This is a genomic window from Blastomonas sp. CCH1-A6, from assembly GCF_001556365.1.
GTDB classification, from domain to species: Bacteria; Pseudomonadota; Alphaproteobacteria; order Sphingomonadales; family Sphingomonadaceae; genus Blastomonas; species Blastomonas ursincola.
The window spans coordinates 56,707-74,419 of record NZ_LSIS01000072.1 but is presented as its reverse complement, the minus strand read 5'-3'; the positions used below and the strand labels follow the sequence as shown (position 1 = coordinate 74,419).

At 64.2% G+C, this 17,713-nt stretch carries 16 protein-coding genes; 7 read left to right on the top strand and 9 right to left on the bottom strand.

Going from position 1 to position 17,713, the window contains the following annotated elements; translation table 11 throughout:
* Positions 1–204: 204 nt before the first annotated feature.
* From AX735_RS03100 to AX735_RS03090, 3 genes are read right to left on the bottom strand one after another with little or no spacing between them, the layout of a single operon-like run.
* Positions 205–669 (bottom strand): peroxiredoxin, encoded by a 465-nt coding sequence (locus AX735_RS03100; protein ID WP_066275370.1) that lies wholly within the window; start codon positions 667–669, stop codon positions 205–207.
* A 16-nt stretch (positions 670–685) separates the two neighbouring features.
* On the bottom strand, positions 686–3,406 hold the full coding sequence (locus AX735_RS03095) for a bifunctional [glutamine synthetase] adenylyltransferase/[glutamine synthetase]-adenylyl-L-tyrosine phosphorylase (RefSeq protein WP_066275366.1): 2,721 nt from the start codon (positions 3,404–3,406) through the stop codon (positions 686–688).
* 53 nt (positions 3,407–3,459) lie between these two features.
* Positions 3,460–4,101, bottom strand: coding sequence for a sigma-70 family RNA polymerase sigma factor (locus AX735_RS03090; protein WP_066275363.1), 642 nt, complete (start codon positions 4,099–4,101; stop codon positions 3,460–3,462).
* Positions 4,102–4,346: 245 nt separating this feature from the next.
* Here AX735_RS03090 and AX735_RS03085 point away from each other — a divergent pair, with 245 nt between their 5' ends.
* From AX735_RS03085 to aguB, 5 genes are all read left to right on the top strand, one after another.
* Positions 4,347–6,026, top strand: a complete 1,680-nt coding sequence (locus AX735_RS03085) for a M28 family metallopeptidase (protein WP_066275357.1) — start codon at positions 4,347–4,349, stop codon at positions 6,024–6,026.
* Positions 6,027–6,030: 4 nt separating this feature from the next.
* Positions 6,031–7,029, top strand: coding sequence for an agmatine deiminase family protein (locus AX735_RS03080; RefSeq protein WP_066275354.1), 999 nt, complete (start codon positions 6,031–6,033; stop codon positions 7,027–7,029).
* Positions 7,030–7,111: 82 nt separating this feature from the next.
* Positions 7,112–7,954 carry a class I SAM-dependent methyltransferase gene (locus AX735_RS03075; protein WP_066275351.1) on the top strand — a complete coding sequence of 281 codons (843 nt, stop codon included), beginning with the start codon at positions 7,112–7,114 and terminating at the stop codon, positions 7,952–7,954.
* Positions 7,955–8,012: 58 nt separating this feature from the next.
* A complete protein-coding gene (locus tag AX735_RS03070; RefSeq protein ID WP_066275343.1) occupies positions 8,013–8,369 on the top strand; it encodes a DUF3147 family protein in 357 nt (118 codons plus the stop codon).
* The gene (gene aguB / locus AX735_RS03065) at positions 8,366–9,214 is read left to right on the top strand and encodes an N-carbamoylputrescine amidase (protein WP_066275340.1); all 849 of its coding nucleotides are present in this window, start codon (positions 8,366–8,368) and stop codon (positions 9,212–9,214) included. The genes AX735_RS03070 and aguB overlap by 4 nt, the downstream gene beginning before the upstream one ends.
* Positions 9,215–9,239: 25 nt before the next feature.
* On the opposite strand, the gene dnaJ is transcribed toward aguB, so the two are convergent.
* The gene (dnaJ, locus tag AX735_RS03060) at positions 9,240–10,376 is read right to left on the bottom strand and encodes a molecular chaperone DnaJ (protein ID WP_066275435.1); all 1,137 of its coding nucleotides are present in this window, start codon (positions 10,374–10,376) and stop codon (positions 9,240–9,242) included.
* A 117-nt stretch (positions 10,377–10,493) separates the two neighbouring features.
* The gene (gene dnaK / locus AX735_RS03055) at positions 10,494–12,395 is read right to left on the bottom strand and encodes a molecular chaperone DnaK (RefSeq protein WP_066275337.1); all 1,902 of its coding nucleotides are present in this window, start codon (positions 12,393–12,395) and stop codon (positions 10,494–10,496) included.
* A 197-nt stretch (positions 12,396–12,592) separates the two neighbouring features.
* Here dnaK and AX735_RS03050 point away from each other — a divergent pair, with 197 nt between their 5' ends.
* Both AX735_RS03050 and AX735_RS03045 read left to right on the top strand, forming a co-directional pair.
* Positions 12,593–13,048: a copper chaperone PCu(A)C gene (locus AX735_RS03050; RefSeq protein WP_066275334.1), complete on the top strand. Its 456-nt coding sequence runs from the start codon at positions 12,593–12,595 to the stop codon at positions 13,046–13,048.
* Positions 13,048–13,515: a vgr related protein gene (locus tag AX735_RS03045; protein ID WP_066275328.1), complete on the top strand. Its 468-nt coding sequence runs from the start codon at positions 13,048–13,050 to the stop codon at positions 13,513–13,515. Before AX735_RS03050 ends, AX735_RS03045 begins: the two co-directional genes overlap by 1 nt.
* Positions 13,516–13,638: 123 nt before the next feature.
* On the opposite strand, the gene grpE is transcribed toward AX735_RS03045, so the two are convergent.
* The 4 genes from grpE to AX735_RS03025 form a co-directional block, all read right to left on the bottom strand.
* On the bottom strand, positions 13,639–14,253 hold the full coding sequence (grpE, locus tag AX735_RS03040) for a nucleotide exchange factor GrpE (RefSeq protein WP_171007721.1): 615 nt from the start codon (positions 14,251–14,253) through the stop codon (positions 13,639–13,641).
* Positions 14,250–15,290, bottom strand: coding sequence for a heat-inducible transcriptional repressor HrcA (hrcA, locus tag AX735_RS03035; protein ID WP_066275325.1), 1,041 nt, complete (start codon positions 15,288–15,290; stop codon positions 14,250–14,252). The genes grpE and hrcA overlap by 4 nt, the downstream gene beginning before the upstream one ends.
* 55 nt (positions 15,291–15,345) lie before the next feature.
* Complete coding sequence (locus AX735_RS03030; protein WP_202189492.1) at positions 15,346–16,080, bottom strand: MarR family winged helix-turn-helix transcriptional regulator; 735 nt, start codon at positions 16,078–16,080, stop codon at positions 15,346–15,348.
* Between the two features lie 188 nt (positions 16,081–16,268).
* Positions 16,269–17,558, bottom strand: a complete 1,290-nt coding sequence (locus AX735_RS03025) for an adenylosuccinate synthase (RefSeq protein WP_066275431.1) — start codon at positions 17,556–17,558, stop codon at positions 16,269–16,271.
* Between the last annotated feature and the right edge of the window lie 155 nt (positions 17,559–17,713).

Below are 17,713 nucleotides of genomic sequence, written 5' to 3'. Positions count from 1 at the left end.
AATCGTTTAATCGTGCATGAATGAGACGGTTTTCGGCCCTAATCCGGGCGGCGAACGGCTGAGAATCGTCCTGCCGCAGCGTCGACCCGAGCCTTCCGTTAACTTTTCACAGGCCGGAACGATTGGAAATTTCCGTCACGCCAGCAAAAAGGGCCCGCCAAATCCGTTGGCGAGCCCTTGTGGTTAACCATGATTCGCGACGTCTCAAATCGCCTTGGCGGCCTCCAGCACCTCGGCGACATGCCCGGCGACCTTCACTTTGCGCCAGACGCGCACGACCTTTCCGTCCTTGCCGATCAGGAAGGTAGAACGGTCCATTCCCATATACTTCTTCCCGTACATCGATTTCTCGATCCACACGCCCATCGCCTCGGCCAGCCCATCGGTCTCCGCATCGCTGGCGAGCGGAACGGTGAGGCCGTATTTCTCGATGAACTTCTGATGCTTTTTCGGCGGATCCTTCGACACGCCGAGCACCGAGACGCCCGCCGCCTCGAACTCGGCAAGATGCGCGCTGAACTCCTGCGCTTCCTTGGTGCAGCCGCTGGTGTCGTCCTTGGGATAGAAATACAGCACCCAGGCCTTGCCGGCATAATCGGACGCGGAAACGCTGCTGCCATCGGGCGCGGTCAACGCAATGTCGGGGATGGTGTCGCCAATATCGGTCATCGTCTGTCCTTCTCTCTCATGCGCTCGTTGCAGGCGCGCTCGCGCCAAATAGGTGCTGCCAGGCGGTTTGAACACTGGCACGCGCGCAATCGACCGCGGTCAGCAACTCCGGCCAGGAACCGCGGCCGCAGGCCCGCGCAACCAGCGCCTGGCTTGCGGGCGGGGGCTCGCTGCAATCGGGCGCTACCAGACGCAGTGCCACCAGCAGCCGTGTCATCAGGTCATTCGCTTCAGCCAGGGCGGCATCTGCAAGCCCCGCAGTAACCAACGCATCAATCGCCTGGCGCAGATCCGGGTGGAAGCCCACCCCGTGGGTCAGTTGCAGCGTGTGGACGATGAACTCCAGATCGACCAGGCCACCGGGCAGCAGCTTGACGTCGAGCGGACCGAGCGGCTTCTTGTGCGCGGCAATGTCCTCGCGCATCTTCAGCGCGGCCGCGCGCACATCCGCCGTATCGCGCGGGGTGTTGAGGACATCGCCGATGATCGCCTCAAGCCGCGCCCGGCTCTCTGGCGATCCATAGACCACTCTCGCCCGGCAAAGCGCCATATGCTCCCAGGTCCAGGCCTGATCGCGCTGATATTCGGCAAAGCTGGCGAACGACACCGCCAGCAGGCCCTGCGCGCCGTTGGGGCGCAGCCGCGTATCGACCTCGTACAAAGCGCCTGCCGCCGTCGGCACGGAGAGCGCGGCGATGATCCGCTGCGCCAGCCGGTTGTAATATTGCGTGCTTCCCAGCGGGCGCCTGCCGTCCGATTCCAGCCCGATCTCTCCGCTGAACAGGAAGATGAGATCGAGGTCGGAGGCGTGGGTGAGCGCCCCGCCGCCGAGCCGCCCGAGCGCGAGGATCACCGGCTCGCTGTCCGGCATCCGGCCATGCACCGCGATGAATTCGCTGATGGCGCAATCGGCCAGACGACAGATCGCCGCCTCCGCGACACGGGCATAGCCGCCCGCAATGGCGACCGGATCGTGCCGCCCCTCGATCAGCTGCACCCCGAGGGCAAAGCGCATCTCGCCGACGCGCACGCGCACCGCATCGAGCCGCTGCTGATAGTCGTCGCCCGGCTCCTCGCGGGCGAGGCGTTCGGCAATCTGTTCGACGCTGCCCACCAGATCATAGGCGCTCGCATCGATCAGTCCGTCGAGCAGGTCTCCCCGGCGCGCCAGCGATTCGGCCAGCACCGGCGCATGGCTAAGAATGTCGACCAGGGTCTGCATCAACGCGGGGCGCGCCTGGAGCAGGCGGAACACGTTCACCGTGCTGGGCAGCTGCCGCAGCAGATCGTCGAACCGGTTGAGCGCCGCCGCCTGATCAGGCGCATCGGCAAAGGCCGCAAGCAGCGCGGGCAGCACCTCCTCGAACGCCTTTCGGCCTGCTGCAGTGCGCAAGGCCCGCACTGCCCCGCCGCGCCAGCCCTGAACCCGCACGGCGAGCTTGTCCGGCTGATCGAACCCGGCACGATCCAACGCCTCGGCGAGCAGTTCGGGATCGTTGCTCAATGGAACCGCCGCTTCATCGCCCTGACCTCGCTGCGAGGCGATCAGCGCGTCATAGACGGTTGCGACATCCCGTGTAACCGGCTGGAGTGCCGCGATCATCGCTGCACCATCGGCCATTCCATGCAGCCGCGCGACGTTGTCGAGCGCCGGCGCGTCGACGGGCAGGCTGTGCGTCTGCTGGTCGTCGACCATCTGCAGCCGGTGTTCGAAGGTGCGCAGCGTGCGATAATGCCCCGCCAGCAGCCTTGCCTCATGCCCGGGGATGATCCCTTGATCTTCAAGCGCACCGAGTGCGTCGAGCGTCGAGCGCACGCGAAGCGCGGGATTGCGGCCTCCATGGATGAGTTGATGCGCCTGGGTGAAAAATTCGACCTCGCGAATGCCGCCGCGGCCGCGCTTGAGATCGAAACCCGGGCCGAGCGTCTGGCCCTTGTTGTAATGATCGCGGATCTGGCGGGTGAGCGCGGCAATCTCGTCGATCGTCCCGAAATCGAGCGAGCGCCGCCAGATGAACGGACGCAGTGCCTCCATGAAATAGTCGCCGAGGACGCGGTCGCCCGCTGCGGCGCGCGAGCGGATGAAGGCGGCCTGTTCCCAGGTCAGCGCCTGCGATTCATAATGCGACAGCGCCGCATCGACGGGGATCGCAAGCGGGGTGACCTCGGCCGCCGGGCGTAGCCGCAGATCCATCCGAAAGACATAGCCGTTGCCATCCCTTTGGCTCATCGTATCAATCAGTTGCCGCGCAATACGCTGCGCAGCATCGGCGGCGTCCTCGCGGGGTCTGCAAGGCAGTGTCATGGGATCGTAGATGAAGATCGGGTCGATATCCGACGAATAGTTGAGCTCCTGTCCGCCGTGCTTGCCCAGCGCGATGACCGCGAAACCGCGCAGTTCGGCGCCTGGCGTGCGCCGGGCAATGATATCGGCCAGAGCCGCGTCCAGCGCCTGGTCGGCAAAGTCGGACAGGATGCGCGTGACCCGGTCCACGCCGACCAGGCCAGCCAGATCGGCAAGCGCCAGGACCAGGGCAAGCCCGCTCTTGCGACGCCGCAGCGCTTCGGCGACCGGTCCCTCGCTGCCGAGATTGCGAACATGATCCAGCGCGGCGTCGAGACCTTCCTCCTGCAGCCGGTCGGCAAGATCGGGTGCGCGCTCCATGGCAGCGGCCAGGAACGGTGCATGGCGTGCAGCGCGCTGACGCGCTTCGACAAGTTCTGGATGGACTGGCATGGCGCAGGTGCTAGCCCGGCCCGCGGCCAGAGGCAATCGGCGCGCAGCAGCGCTCAGTCGTCCTCGGCGCTGCGCCCGACCAGCCCGCCGCTGACCCGGTCGACATCGGCCATGATCGCGGCCATCGGATCGGATGTCCGCTCTGCCCGGCCCTCGCTGGCTGCCGTGTCCTCGATCAACGCGGCCAGCGCCGAGCGTCCGCGCGCCACACGGCTCTTGATCGTGCCAAGCGCGACGCCGCAAATGTCGGCTGCTTCCTCGTAGGAAAAGCCGCCTGCGCCGACCAGGATCAGCGCCTCACGCTGGCTTTCGGGCAGTTGCATCAGCGCACGCTGGACATCTGCCAGATGGAGCTGATCGCCCTGCCCTGCCGGCATCGACAGGATGCGATCGGCGACGACATCGTCCCATTCGGTGGTGAACCGCGCACGCCTGCGCTGCGAGAGGAAGGAATTGCGCAGGATGATGAAGGTCCAGGCGCGCATGTTCGTGCCCGCGGCAAAGCGGCCGCGCGCAGCCCAGGCTTTGAGCATCGTGTCCTGGACCAGGTCATCCGCGACATCGCGATTGCCGCTGAGCGAGCGGCCATAGGCTCGCAGGTGCGGAATGAGCGACGCGAGCTGGGCCTTGAACGCCTCGTCATCGAGCGGCGGGCCAGTTTCGGGCGTGGCGTCGGCAGTAGTGTCAAACGCCATAGCGAAAAGACCTGATTTGCGATCGTTCAAGACTGGACAGGCAGCGATTCGAAAATCCTGACACGCGCCTGTCATTCACACATGTTAACTCTGAAAGCTGCGATACGGAAATTCGTTGCAAATCACAAGCATGGCTCGGGCCGCGCCTGACCGATCCGCTTGCCTGATGGGGACGCAACTGGCAAACAGCCGCGACCAGCGGGCATGGGGCCTGCGCATCCATTCTTCCGGCGAAAAGAGCGATCATGTATCTCAAGACCCTGTTCAAACTCGCAGCCGCGCCACTGGCTATACTCGCAGCAAGCCCGTTGGCTGCCCAATCGGTAACGCCTATCGATATTCCCGAGACTGCCCCCCAGCCGATTTCCGAAACTACGATGAAAGACGTCACCCGGATGCTGTCTTCGGACGCTTTCGAAGGCCGGGCGCCCGGTAGCGTCGGTGAACAGAAGACGATCGACCTGCTCACCGACCGATTTGCCAAGGCAGGGCTCAAGCCGGGCAATGGCGACAGCTGGCTGCAGAAGGTGCCGCTGGTCAGCATCGAGGCCGGCAAGATAAGCCCGCTGACGGTCACCGGCGGCAAGACGCCGCTGAGCTTCGAATATGGCAAGGACATGGTGATCGGCACTTATCGGGAGGCCGAAACCATCGACATTGCGAACAGCGACGTGGTGTTCGTCGGCTATGGCATCAACGCACCCGAAAAGGGCTGGAACGATTATGCCGGGCTCGATGTGAAGGGCAAGACGGTTATCATCCTGGTCAACGACCCCGATTATGACAGCGCCGACCTGAACGGTGAATTCGGCGGCAAGGCGATGACCTATTATGGCCGCTGGACCTACAAGTATGAAGAAGCCGCGCGCCAGGGCGCTGCCGCTGCGTTGATCGTGCACGATACGGTGCCTGCCGCCTATGGCTGGAGCGTGGTCGAGTCGAGCTGGACCGGCCCGCAATTCTTCGCGCAGAGCGCCGACAAGGGTGCGAGCGAAACCCAGGCCAATGGCTGGATCCAGAAGGAAGCCGCCGAGAAGCTGCTGGCTAGCGCGGGACAGGATCTCACCGCGCTGAGCGCAGCAGCCAAGCGCAAGGGCTTCAAGCCGGTGCCGCTGGGGCTCAAGGCCTCGGTGTCTTTCGCCAATGCGATCGAGACGACGATTTCGAACAATATCATCGGCATCCTGCCCGGCGCCAGGCGTCCCGACGAGTATGTGCTCTATACCGCGCACTGGGATCATCTCGGCCGATGCAAGCCCGCCGATGACGGCGACGATATCTGTAATGGCGCGGTCGACAACGCGACCGGCACGGCCGCGCTGGTCGCGCTGGCCGAAGCGTTCGGCAAGGCTGGCGCACCGGATCGCAGCGTCGTCTTCCTCGCGGTCACCGGCGAGGAATCGGGGCTGTTGGGCTCGGCTTATTATGGCGAGAACCCGATCTATCCGCTCAGCCAGACTGCGGGCGGGATCAACATGGATGCCTTCCTGATGGCGGGCAAGGCACGCAATGTCACCGTGATCGGCAAGGGCAAGTCGCAGCTCGACGATTTCCTCGCGGTCGCGCTCAAGAAGGAAGGCCGTGTGGCCGAAGCCGACCCGATGCCGCAGAACGGCTATTACTACCGATCCGACCATTTCAGCCTCGCCAAGCAGGGCGTGCCGATGCTGTACATCGATGGCGGCGACGATCTGGTGAACGGTGGCAAGGCAGCGGGCGAAGCAGCCGGCAAGGACTATACCGTCAACCGCTATCACGGGCCCAAGGACGAGTATAACCCGAATTGGGACTGGTCGGGCGTGATCGACGACCTGTCACTCTATTACAGTATCGGCCGCAGCCTCGCGATGTCGAAGGACTGGCCGAACTGGGTGGAAGGTGACGAGTTCCGCGCCATCCGCGACAAGAGCCGGGCGGGCCAGTGATCCGATGACGCAGATGATGCCGCCCGAATGGGCTCCGCAGCGCTGGCTATGGATCGGTTTTCCGCATCTGGCCGACGAGTGGAACGGCTTCCTCGCCGCCGCGCAGGGCGAGATTGCAGCCTTTGCGCGCGCGGTGGCAGAAAGCGGACAGGAAGCGCGGTTGGTCGTGCCTGACGCGGTACACGAAGCGCTTGCGCGTGAACTGGCCGGCGAGGCGGTGAGGCTCTGTGTCCATCCCTATGGCGATATCTGGCTGCGCGATACCGGGCCGCTGGTGGTCCGGGGCGCGGAGGGCAAGGCCTTCGCCCAGCGCTTTGGCTTCAACGGCTGGGGCGGCAAATATGTCATGCCCGGCGACACTGAAATCGGCGGGCTGCTCGCCGAGGAGGCTGGCCTGGATAGCGACAGCGCGGACTGGGTGCTCGAAGGCGGAGCGATAGATGTCGACGGTAACGGCTTGGGCGTCACCACCGAGCAGTGCCTGCTCAACCCCAATCGCAACCCGCATCTGTCGCGCGAGCAGATCGAGGCGCGGCTGCGGCACGACCTGGGCATTGAGCGCCTTCTCTGGCTGGGCGACGGGCTGATCAACGACCATACCGACGGGCATGTCGACAATCTCGCGCGCTTCGTGGCGCCGGGGACGCTGGCGCTGCCGGTGGCTAGCAGTGAGGACGATCCCAATGCTGCGATCTATGCCAATGCGAAGCTTCGGGCCGAAGCCTTCGGCCTGAAGGTCGTGCCCATCCCCTCGCCCGGCCTGGTCGAGCGCGTCGATGCCGAGGGCGAGATGAAGGTGCAACCGGCGAGCCATATGAACTTCGCGATCACAAGTCATCTCGTCGTCGTGCCGACCTATGGCACCGCCTCGGATGGTCCGGCGGTCGAGGCGATCGGCGCGTGCTTCCCTGATCGCAAGACCATCGGCCTGCGCGCCGATGCCGTGCTGGCAGGCGGCGGCAGCTTCCACTGCGCCAGCCAACAGATGCCGCTGCTCGATTGATCGGACCTGCAGTGGCGGGTATAGCCTGTCACAGGACCCGTCCTGAGTTCCCCAGCAACAACCACAAAGAGGATTGCCCCCCATGCGCACCCTGATCCTGTCTGCCCTGATCGCAGGCACTGCCCTGCCCCTGATGACCGCTGCGCCTGCGCTAGCCGCCGAGAGCGCCTCTGCCTCCTCGGCGATCGATGCCGCCGTGGCTGCCGATCTGCGCGGCGAGGACAAGGCCCGCGACAAGTACCGCCACCCCAAGGAGACGCTCGAGTTCTTCCAGGTCGGCCCTGATATGGTCGTCGCCGAATATGCCGCCGATGCGGGGTGGTACACGAAGATCCTCGCCCCGCTGACCGCGACCAGCGGCAAATATGTCGCGCTGGGCGTCTCGCCGACCGCCGCGTCGTTCAGCGAGCAGCGCAAGGCACAGATGGCGGCCTATCCGACCAGCTATCCCGAGCGCGCCGCCAAGGCGACCGGGCTCGCGGCAGACAAGATCCATGCCCATGTCACCAATGCCGTGCCCGCCGAACTCAACGGCAAGGTCGATCGCATCCTGATCCTGCGCATGCTGCACAACATGAACCGCTGGGGCATATTGGGCAGCGAGCTCGACGCGATGCACAAGATGCTCAAGCCCGGCGGCATGATCGGCATCGAACAGCACCGCGCCAAGGCCGATGCGCCCGCCGCTTATGCCGATGGCTCGAAGGGCTATCTCAAGGAAGCTGACGTCATCGCGATGTTCGAGAAGCACGGCTTCGAACTGGTCGGCAAGAGCGAGATCAACGCCAATCCCAAGGACACGGCCGACTATCCCGATGGCGTGTGGACGCTTCCGCCCAATTATGCGCTGAAGGACCAGGACAAGGCCAAATATGCCGCGATCGGTGAATCCGACCGCATGACGATGCTGTTCCGCAAGAAGTGATGTCTGGCTCGCCGTCGGTCGCATAACCGGCGGCGAGCTTCTGATGCCGGGGGCGATAATGGGTGCGTTTGTCCTGCGGGCGGTGATCTCGGGCATTCTGGTTGCGATCATCGCGCTGGTTTCGCGGCGCAGCCCGGGCCTGGGGGGCCTGATCGCCTCGATCCCGCTGGTTTCGACGCTCGGCATGATCTGGCTTTGGAATGACAGCGGCGACCGCGAGCTCGTGGCCAATTATGTGTCGGCCGCCTTCTGGTATTTCCTGCCGACGCTGCCCATGTTCCTGCTCATTCCCTGGATGCTCCGCTCGGGCGTGAGCTTCTGGCTGAGCTTGGGTGCTGGCTGCGGCCTCACCATCATCTTGTATCTGGGCATGGTCGCGCTCCTGCCCCGCATTGGGATCAACGTTTCGCTATGACCGAGATTACCGTCGCTGCCCTGCAGCTGCCGCTGGGTGGCGGTTTGGCCGAGAATATCGATGCTGTCAGCGATCTTGTCGCGCATGCGGCGGACAAGGGCGCGGACATCATCCTGCCGCCCGAACTGTTCGAGGGCCCCTATTTCTGCCAGGTTGAGGACGAGGCGCTGTTCGCGACCGCGCACCCGACCGCCGAGCATCCAAGCGTGCGGGCGATGGCGAAGCTGGCCAGGCAGCTCAAGGTCACGATCCCCACCAGCTTTTTCGAGCGCGACGGGCCGCATCATTACAACTCGCTGGCGATGATCGATTCCGATGGCGAGATCATGGGCGTCTACCGCAAGAGCCATATCCCGGATGGGCCGGGCTATGAGGAGAAATATTATTTCCGCCCGGGCAATACCGGCTTCAAGGTCTGGGACGTATGCGGCACGCGGATCGGCGTCGGCATCTGCTGGGACCAATGGTATCCCGAATGCGCGCGCGCGATGGCGCTGATGGGCGCGGAGCTGCTCTTCTACCCCACCGCGATCGGATCGGAACCCTATGACGCGGACCTCGACACCAGTCGCATGTGGCGGCGTGCGATGCAGGGGCATTCGGTATCGAACTGCATGCCCGTGATCGCCAGCAACCGCATCGGCACCGAAGGCAATCAGAGCTTCTACGGCCACAGCTTCATCACCAACGAATGGGGTGACCTGATCCTGGATTATGGCGCGGAGGAAACCGGTGTACTCGTCGCGACGCTCGATCTTGCCCAGGCGCGCAAACACCGCGCGGGCATGGGCTTTTTCCGCGATCGCCGCCCGCAGCTCTACGGGCGGCTCGCCGAGGATATCTGACCGATAAGGCGGTGAAAGTCCCGTCTTATTCGCCGATCCCGTCCCACATTTCCTTGAGCTTGGCGAAGAACCCCGTGCTTTCCGGGCTTTCCTGACCGGTCTCGGTCGCCTGGAATTCGCGCAGCAATTCCTTCTGGCGGGCGCTGAGCTTGGTCGGCGTCTCGACATCGATCTGGATGACCATGTCGCCCGTGCCGCGGCCCTGCAGCACCGGCATGCCTGCGCCGCGCTGGCGCAGCTGCTTGCCCGACTGGATACCCGCCGGGATGCTGATCTTGTGGCGCTTGCCGTCGAGCCCGGGGATCTCGAGCTCGCCGCCCAGGGCAGCGGTCGTGATGCTGATCGGACAACGCGTGATCAGCGTGGTGCCGTCGCGCTCGAAGATGCGGTGCCGCGCGACATGGATGAAGATGTAGAGGTCGCCCGGGGGCGAGCCCTTGGGGCCCGCCTCGCCCTTGCCTGACAGGCGGATGCGCGTGCCATTGTCGACGCCCGGCGGGATGTCGACCGAGAGCGTCTGCTGCTTGTCGACCCGGCCCTCGCCTCGGCAGGTGCGGCACGGGTTCTCGATCACCTGGCCGCTGCCATGGCAGTTCGGGCAGGTCCGCTCGACCACGAAAAAGCCCTGTTGCGCACGCATCTTGCCGCTGCCACCGCACAGGTTGCAGGTGCGCACCTTGGTGCCGGGCTCCGCGCCCGACCCGTCGCAAGTGTCGCAGGTCGCGGCGACATCGATGGTGATCTCGCTCGCCTTGCCGTGATAGGCATCTTCGAGCGTGATCTCCATGTCGTAGCGCAGGTCCGCGCCGCGAACGGGGCCGCGGCGACCGCCTGCTCCGCCAAAGCCGCCGCCGAAGATCGTATCGAAAATGTCGCCAAGATCGGAAAAGCCGCCGGCAGCGCCATGACCACCGCCACCGCCTGACATGCCGCTTTCATAGGCCTCGTGGCCATAACGGTCATAGGCCGCGCGCTTCTGCGGATCCTTCAGGGTGTCATAGGCCTGGCTGATCGCCTTGAACTTCGCCTCGGCCTCGGCATCGCCGGGGTTGCGGTCCGGGTGCCATTGCATCGCAAGCTTGCGATACGCCGACTTGAGCGTGGCATCGTCCGCATTGCGCGATACGCCCAGGCGCTCGTAATAATCTTTGGCTGTGGTCATGGTCATGGGTCGCGATTCATCATGCAGCGATCGGGCGGGATCGCGGCGCCGGGGTGGCACTAACCACCCCTGCCCCGCAGTCCCGCCCGGCCGGACTGTCGAACATCAATCCGGCAATCAGTTTTTCGCGTCGCCGTCAACTTCCGAGAACTCGGCGTCGACGACATTGTCCTCAGCCGGAGCAGCGTCGGCCGCCGGAGAGGCAGCTGCCGCCTGTTCCTTCTCGTAGATCGCCTGACCCAGCTTCATCGCGGCCTGGGCGAGCGCTTCGGTCTTCGACTTCATCGCATCCGCCTCGCCGCCCTCGACTGCGGTCTTGAGCTCGGCAATCGCGGTCTCGATCTCGCCCTTGACCGCAGCATCGACCTTGTCGCCATGCTCTTCGAGCTGCTTTTCGGTGCTGTGCAGCAGGCTCTCGGCATTGTTCTTGGCCTCGGCCGTCTCGCGGCGCTTCTTGTCTTCCTCGGCAAAGCGCTCGGCATCCTTGACCATCTGGTCGATGTCGGCGTCGCTGAGACCGCCCGAAGCCTGGATGCGGATCTGCTGCTCCTTGCCGGTACCCTTGTCCTTGGCCGAGACGTTGACGATGCCGTTGGCATCGATGTCGAACGTCACCTCGATCTGCGGCACCCCGCGCGGTGCCGGCGGAATGCCGACCAGGTCGAACTGGCCGAGCAGCTTGTTGTCCGCCGCCATTTCGCGCTCGCCCTGGAAGACGCGGATCGTCACCGCCTGCTGGTTGTCGTCAGCGGTCGAATAGGTCTGCGACTTCTTGGTCGGGATCGTGGTGTTGCGGTCGATCATGCGGGTGAACACGCCACCCAGCGTCTCGATGCCCAGCGACAGCGGGGTCACGTCGAGCAGCAGCACGTCCTTCACGTCGCCCTGCAGCACGCCCGCCTGGATCGCCGCGCCCATGGCGACAACTTCGTCGGGGTTCACGCCGGTATGCGGTTCCTTGCCGAAGAATTCCTTCACCACTTCGCGCACGCGCGGCATGCGGGTCATGCCGCCGACGAGCACGACGTCGTCGATGTCCGCCGCCTTGAGGCCGGCATCTTCGAGCGCCTTCTTGCACGGATCGAGCGTGCGCTTGATCAGATCGGCGACCAGCTTCTCGAGGTCCGCGCGGCTGATGGTCTTCACCAGATGCTTCGGGCCGTTCTGGTCGGCGGTGATGAAGGGCAGGTTGACTTCGGTGGTCTGTGCCGAGCTGAGCTCGATCTTCGCCTTTTCCGCGGCTTCCTTCAGACGCTGCAGCGCGAGCTTGTCCTTGGTCAGGTCGATGCCCTCGGCCTTTTTGAACTCGTCGGCCAGGAACTCGACGAGCTTGGAGTCGAAGTCCTCGCCGCCCAGGAAGGTGTCGCCATTGGTCGCCTTCACCTCGAACACGCCGTCGCCGATCTCGAGGATCGAGATATCGAACGTGCCGCCGCCAAGGTCATAGACTGCGATGGTCTTGCCGTCGTTCTTGTCGAGGCCATAAGCAAGCGCTGCCGCAGTCGGCTCGTTGATGATGCGCAGCACTTCCAGGCCGGCGATCTTGCCTGCGTCCTTGGTCGCCTGACGCTGGGCGTCGTTGAAATAGGCCGGTACAGTGATGACCGCCTGGGTCACGGTTTCGCCCAGATAGCTCTCGGCGGTTTCCTTCATCTTCTGCAGCGTGAACGCGCTGATTTCCGAAGGCGAATAGTCCTTGCCGCCCGCCTTCACCCAGGCGTCGCCATTGCCGCCCTTGACGATGCTGTAGGGCACCAGCTCCATGTCCTTCTTGGTCAGCGGATCGTCGAAACGACGGCCGATCAGACGCTTGACCGCGAACACGGTGTTTTCCGGATTGGTAACGGCCTGGCGCTTGGCCGGCTGACCGACGAGACGCTCGCCATCCTTGGTGAAGGCGACGATCGACGGCGTGGTGCGCGCGCCTTCCGCGTTTTCGATCACCTTGGGCTTGTCGCCATCCATCACCGACACGCAGCTGTTGGTGGTGCCAAGGTCGATACCGATTACTTTTGCCATAATGCTTTTCCCACGTAACTTTCGATATGCAGATGAAAGAATACGAACCGCCGTCATGCCCCCAAGCATCCGGCAATTCCGTCCCCGTCGGCGGATATAGGATGGCTTTCGCTTGGCACAAGGCATCGCAGTATCTACATCACGGCCATGGCCGATCCGGCCCGTTCCGGCACAGGATGATGAGGGAGAATTCACCGATGCTGCGCATAGTTACGCTGATGGTCACTGGGCTTGCGCTGGCACTGCTCGCCGCGTGCCAGCCGCCCGCACAGCTGCTGGTCGAAAAGGCCTATGTGAAGCTTTCGCCCGTCGAAGGCAGTCCTTCGGTGCTGTATTTCACCATCAAGGGGGGCCCCAGCGACACTGTGCTGCGCTCGATCACCTCGCCCAACATCCTGCGCCTGGAGATGCACGAGACGGTCGAGGAGAACGGCATGTCGATGATGAAGCCGATCACGGCAGTTGCGGTGCCGACGCGCGGCAAGGTCGAGTTCAAGCCGGGCGGCAAGCATGTGATGGTCTGGGGCTTCGACAATGCCTCGCGCAAGGCGGGCAAGGCGACCTTCCTGTTCTCCTTCTCCAATGGCGAGAAGATCGAGGTCGATGCGACGCTCAACGCGATCAAGCCCGAAGACGGCATGGCCCATCACTGATGGCGACCGCGCCGATCGACCGCCCTTTGACGAAGACGGAGATCGATCTGTCGCGTTCGGTCTTCGGCGACGCGATCGCCTATGATCGTGTGCGCATAAGGCTGAAGAAATGGATTTTCTTCCAGCCCAAGCGCACGATCATGGCCCCCATGGGGCATATCCATTTTCACCCTGGTGGAAGCGCCTATTGCGACGATTTCAGCTGCGCCAGCCTGTCGCGCCAGGCATTGTTCATCCACGAGATGGTGCATGTCTGGCAGTATCAGCAGGGTATCTTCCTGCCGCTGAAGCGCCACCCGTTCTGCCGCTATGACTATGCGATCAAGCCGGGCCAGCGCTTTGGGAAGTACGGCATCGAGCAGCAGGCCGAGCTGGTCCGCCACGCTTTCATGCTGCGCCAGGGGGCAAGGGTCCCGGGGGCGCCATCGATCGAGACCTATCGCCAGATCCTGCCGTTTCCGGTATAACCGACCCTATGCCATTTTTCGTCACCCCCGCGTAGGCGGGGGTCCCGCTTCTGAGGCAAGATCGGAACAAAGCGGGATTCCCGTGTTCGCGGGAATGACGTGAAGTTCAATCGGGTAGGTGGATCAATCCGGCTTCTTGGCGACCGCGACCAGCGCGGGGCGCAGCAGCCGGTCCTTGATCATGTAGCCGGCCTGAAGTTCCTGCACCACGGTGCCGGGCTCTGCCTCGTCGCTGGGCAGTTCGATCATCGCCTGGTGCTGGTTCGGATCGAGCGGCAGGCCGATCGCGGCGATGCGCGAGATACCGTGCTTGCCGAACACGCTTTCGAGCTCGCGGCCCGTCGCCTCGAGACCGACGACCAGCCCCTTCCACGCCTCGTCATTGCGGGCATCTTCGGGAATCGCCTGCAGCGCGCGCGTCAGATTGTCCGAGACCGACAGGATGTCGCGGGCGAAGCCGGTCGCGGCATAAGCGCGGGCATCCTGCGCGTCCTTCTCGAGACGGCGGCGCACATTCTGCGTGTCGGCGCGGGCATAAAGCACGTCCTGCTTCGCCTCGGCGAGCTGGGCCTCGAGCGTGGCGATGCGCTCTTCCAGCGCCGCCTGGCCATCGCCCTGTTCCTTCAGGCTGTCCGGCACGCCCTCGAGTTCGGCGGCCGCTTCGGCGTCGATATCGGCGGATTTGCTGGTGTCGTTCTGCGTCACGGTTTCGTCCTGAATCACGGTGTTCCTGCTCATTTCAACAATCGGGTCAGGCTCTGCGCGGTAAAGTCCACCATCGGCACAATACGCGCATAATTGAGGCGGGTGGGACCAATGACCCCGACCACGCCGACAACACGGCCCTCGCCGTCACGATAGGGCGCCGCTATCACGGATGACCCGGAAAGCGAAAACAATTTGTTTTCCGCTCCGATGAAGATGCGGGCCGATCCAGCCTCGCGTGCGCTGTCGAGAAGATGGGCAATGTCCTGCATGGCTTCAAGCTCGTCGAGCAGACGGCGCACGCGTTCCAGATCGGCCACCGCCTCGTTGTCAAGCAGGTTGGCCTGTCCGCGCACGATCAGCACCGGGCGATCCGATCCGTCGCGCGACCACATGGCGAGCCCGCGGCGGACAAGATCGGAACTGGCAGTGTCCAGCGCAGCCCGCTCGCTCAGAATCTCGGCCTCAAGTGCCGCCAGTGCCTGCGAAAGGCTGCGCCCCGAAAGCCTGGCACTGATGAAATTGCCTGCCTGGACCAGCATGCTGTCCGTCACGCGCCGGTCCATTTCGAGCACGCGGTTCTCGATGCTGCCGTCATGCCCGACAAGCACCGCCAGTACCTGGTTGTCCGAAAGCCGGACGAAGTTCATCTGGCGCAGGATCGGTTCGCGACGCGGCACCATGACGATCCCGGCACAGGCGGACAGGCCCGACAGCGCCTGGGTCGTGGCGGCCAGCGCGGCTTCGATCGGTCCTGCGCTTTCCAGCTGCTTCTCTATCGCCGCACGCTCTTCGGCCGAGGGCTCGGCGACCTGCATCATCCCATCGACAAAGAGCCTGAGACCCTGCTCGGTCGGCATGCGCCCCGCACTTGTATGTGGCGCAGCGAGCAGACCCAGCTCCTCGAGGTCCTGCATCACGTTGCGGATCGAGGCTGGCGACAGATTGACCGAAGACGTTTTCGAGATCGTGCGCGATCCGACCGGCTGGCCGGTTTCGAGATAGCTCTCGACAACGATGCGGAAAACGTCGCGCGCGCGGTCGTTCAGTTCGGTGAACGGACTGGTCATGCCCGCAAACTAGGGAGAACCGTCCCCGCTGCCAAGATGGCATGCATGGAAGCGGTCAAACGCCCAAACCGCCGCGCTGTTCAACCGTCGCGAACCAGCCGCACACCTTGGCAAAGGCCGCATCCGACAGATCGACGAACATCCGCCGCGCATCGGCAGGATCGGCGCGGCGCTCGAGCAGTCCCTGGTCGGTCATCATGCGAACCCAGCGCAAGGCCGTGGTCGGCGGCACCGCCGCAGCAATGCACAGGCTGGAAACCGAAACCTGCCTCTTCTCGATCCGCGATGCCGTCAGATCAAGCAGGATGTCCCAGGCCGGGTCGGCGAAAAGATCGGATCGGAAAAAGCGGTCTCGCAACCGTCGCATCGCGATGAGATGACGAATGCGCTGCGCGCTGGGCGGCTTGGCAGGTATCGGGTCGAGCGGCTCTTCCGCCTGATAGGCATAGCTGCGATCGGCGAGTGCCGCGCCGTCCTGGTCATCGCTGCCCTCTTCCGACATCGCGCCGAGCTGTTCCGCCAACCGCGCAAGTTCGTTCGCCAGCGATTGGAGCCGGGCGCGTTCATCGCTGCTCGGATCACGCGCCTGCCGGGTCTGCACCAGCGCGCCAAGCTCGGAAAGCTCGGTCGCAATCAGCACGGGATTGCTGCCGACGACAAAGCGGACACTACGGCCGGCCAGCATGGCGTCGGCAGCATCCATCGTCTCCAGGCTGACCAGCGCGAGCAATCCGCAGTCTGTTGCAAGCGCGGGGAGTACCACCGGAACCTGCAAACGCCAGTCAAGCACCAGAATATCTGCCGTTTCGGCCTGGCCTATGCCCAAACCTGTGGCGCGCCATCCTGCTGCGTCCACCAGCGCCGCGGTTTCCGCACTGTCGGTGACGAGCGTCAATGGGGGGCGGGAAGACGCAGGCCAGTCGGTCAAGCGTAGCCCTGCGTCTTCTGACATGCCTGTCCCAGCCCCCCTGGAATGCCTCAATCCGCGAAGGGATCGCGGACCAATATCGTATCTTCGCGCTCGGGCGAGGTCGATACCAGCGCCACAGGACACTGGATCAGTTCCTCGACACGCTTGATATACTTGATGGCCTGAGCGGGCAGGTCAACCCAGCTGCGCGCGCCGGCGGTCGATTCATGCCAGCCTTCCATTTCCTCATAAATGGGCTGGACCGCCGCCTGGTCGCCTGCGTGCGCCGGGAAATAGTCGAGCACCTTGCCGTTGAGCCGGTAGCCGGTGCAGATTTTCAGCTTAGGAAATCCATCGAGCACGTCGAGCTTGGTGAGCGCGATGCCGGTCACCCCGGCGACGGCACAGCTCTGCCGCACCAGCGTCGCATCGAACCAGCCACAGCGGCGCTTGCGCCCTGTGACGGTGCCGAATTCATGGCCGCGCTCGCCAAGCCGCTGGCCGGTTTCGTCCTCGAGTTCGGTCGGGAACGGACCCGATCCGACGCGGGTGGTATAGGCCTTGACGATTCCGAGCACGAAGCCGCTTGCCTGCGGTCCAAGCCCGCTGCCGCCCGAGGCCGAACCCGTGATCGTGTTCGACGAGGTGACAAAGGGATAGGTGCCGTGATCGACATCGAGCAACACGCCCTGTGCGCCTTCGAACAGCATCCGCGCGCCGGCGCGTCGGATCTCGCCCAGGCGCTTCCATACCGGTTGCGCGAACTCGAGCACAAACGGCGCGATCTCGGCCAGTTCGGCGATCAGCTTGGCGCGGTCGATCGGCGGTTCGCCAAACCCGGCGCGCAGCGCGTCATGGTGCGCGCAAAGGCGATCGAGCTGCGGATCGAGCGCGTCGAGATGCGCCAGGTCGCACACGCGAATGGCCCGCCTGCCGACCTTATCCTCATAGGCGGGTCCGATACCGCGACGCGTCGTGCCGATCTTGCCCTGGCCGCTGGCATCCTCGCGCAGCGCATCGAGATCGCGGTGGAATGGCAGGATCAGCGGGCAGTTGTCGGCAATCGCCAGGTTGTCCGGAGTAATCTCCACCCCCTGCCCGCGCAGCTTCTCGACCTCGTCGCGCAGCGCCCAGGGATCGAGCACGACGCCATTGCCGATCACGCTGAACGTGCCGCGCACGATCCCCGAAGGCAGCAGCGACAGCTTGAACACCTTTTCACCGATCACCAGCGTATGCCCGGCATTATGGCCGCCCTGGAACCGGATCACCGCATCGGCCCGCTCTGCGAGCCAGTCGACGATCTTGCCCTTGCCTTCATCGCCCCATTGGGCGCCGATCACGGTTACATTGGCCACAAACCAACCCTTTTTGATGGTGGAGCGCATGGGGCCGCCATGCGCAAAGCGGGGCAGTCCTAGTGACGCCAGGCGCTGGCGTCCAGTCCGTTGCGCCCATCCGCGATACAATTTGATGCACTTCGAGGATGGACCTGGACGAACCGGGCGCGGCA

Excerpts from the sequence above, each read along its gene's own strand:
- AX735_RS03100 (WP_066275370.1), bottom strand. The coding sequence starts at position 669 with ATGACCGATATTGGCGACACCATCCCCGACATTGCGTTGACCGCGCCC.
- AX735_RS03095 (WP_066275366.1), bottom strand. The coding sequence starts at position 3,406 with ATGCCAGTCCATCCAGAACTTGTCGAAGCGCGTCAGCGCGCTGCACGC.
- AX735_RS03090 (WP_066275363.1), bottom strand. The coding sequence starts at position 4,101 with ATGGCGTTTGACACTACTGCCGACGCCACGCCCGAAACTGGCCCGCCG.
- AX735_RS03085 (WP_066275357.1), top strand. The coding sequence starts at position 4,347 with ATGTATCTCAAGACCCTGTTCAAACTCGCAGCCGCGCCACTGGCTATA.
- AX735_RS03080 (WP_066275354.1), top strand. The coding sequence starts at position 6,031 with ATGACGCAGATGATGCCGCCCGAATGGGCTCCGCAGCGCTGGCTATGG.
- AX735_RS03075 (WP_066275351.1), top strand. The coding sequence starts at position 7,112 with ATGCGCACCCTGATCCTGTCTGCCCTGATCGCAGGCACTGCCCTGCCC.
- AX735_RS03070 (WP_066275343.1), top strand. The coding sequence starts at position 8,013 with ATGGGTGCGTTTGTCCTGCGGGCGGTGATCTCGGGCATTCTGGTTGCG.
- aguB (WP_066275340.1), top strand. The coding sequence starts at position 8,366 with ATGACCGAGATTACCGTCGCTGCCCTGCAGCTGCCGCTGGGTGGCGGT.
- dnaJ (WP_066275435.1), bottom strand. The coding sequence starts at position 10,376 with ATGACCACAGCCAAAGATTATTACGAGCGCCTGGGCGTATCGCGCAAT.
- dnaK (WP_066275337.1), bottom strand. The coding sequence starts at position 12,395 with ATGGCAAAAGTAATCGGTATCGACCTTGGCACCACCAACAGCTGCGTG.
- AX735_RS03050 (WP_066275334.1), top strand. The coding sequence starts at position 12,593 with ATGCTGCGCATAGTTACGCTGATGGTCACTGGGCTTGCGCTGGCACTG.
- AX735_RS03045 (WP_066275328.1), top strand. The coding sequence starts at position 13,048 with ATGGCGACCGCGCCGATCGACCGCCCTTTGACGAAGACGGAGATCGAT.
- grpE (WP_171007721.1), bottom strand. The coding sequence starts at position 14,253 with ATGAGCAGGAACACCGTGATTCAGGACGAAACCGTGACGCAGAACGAC.
- hrcA (WP_066275325.1), bottom strand. The coding sequence starts at position 15,290 with ATGACCAGTCCGTTCACCGAACTGAACGACCGCGCGCGCGACGTTTTC.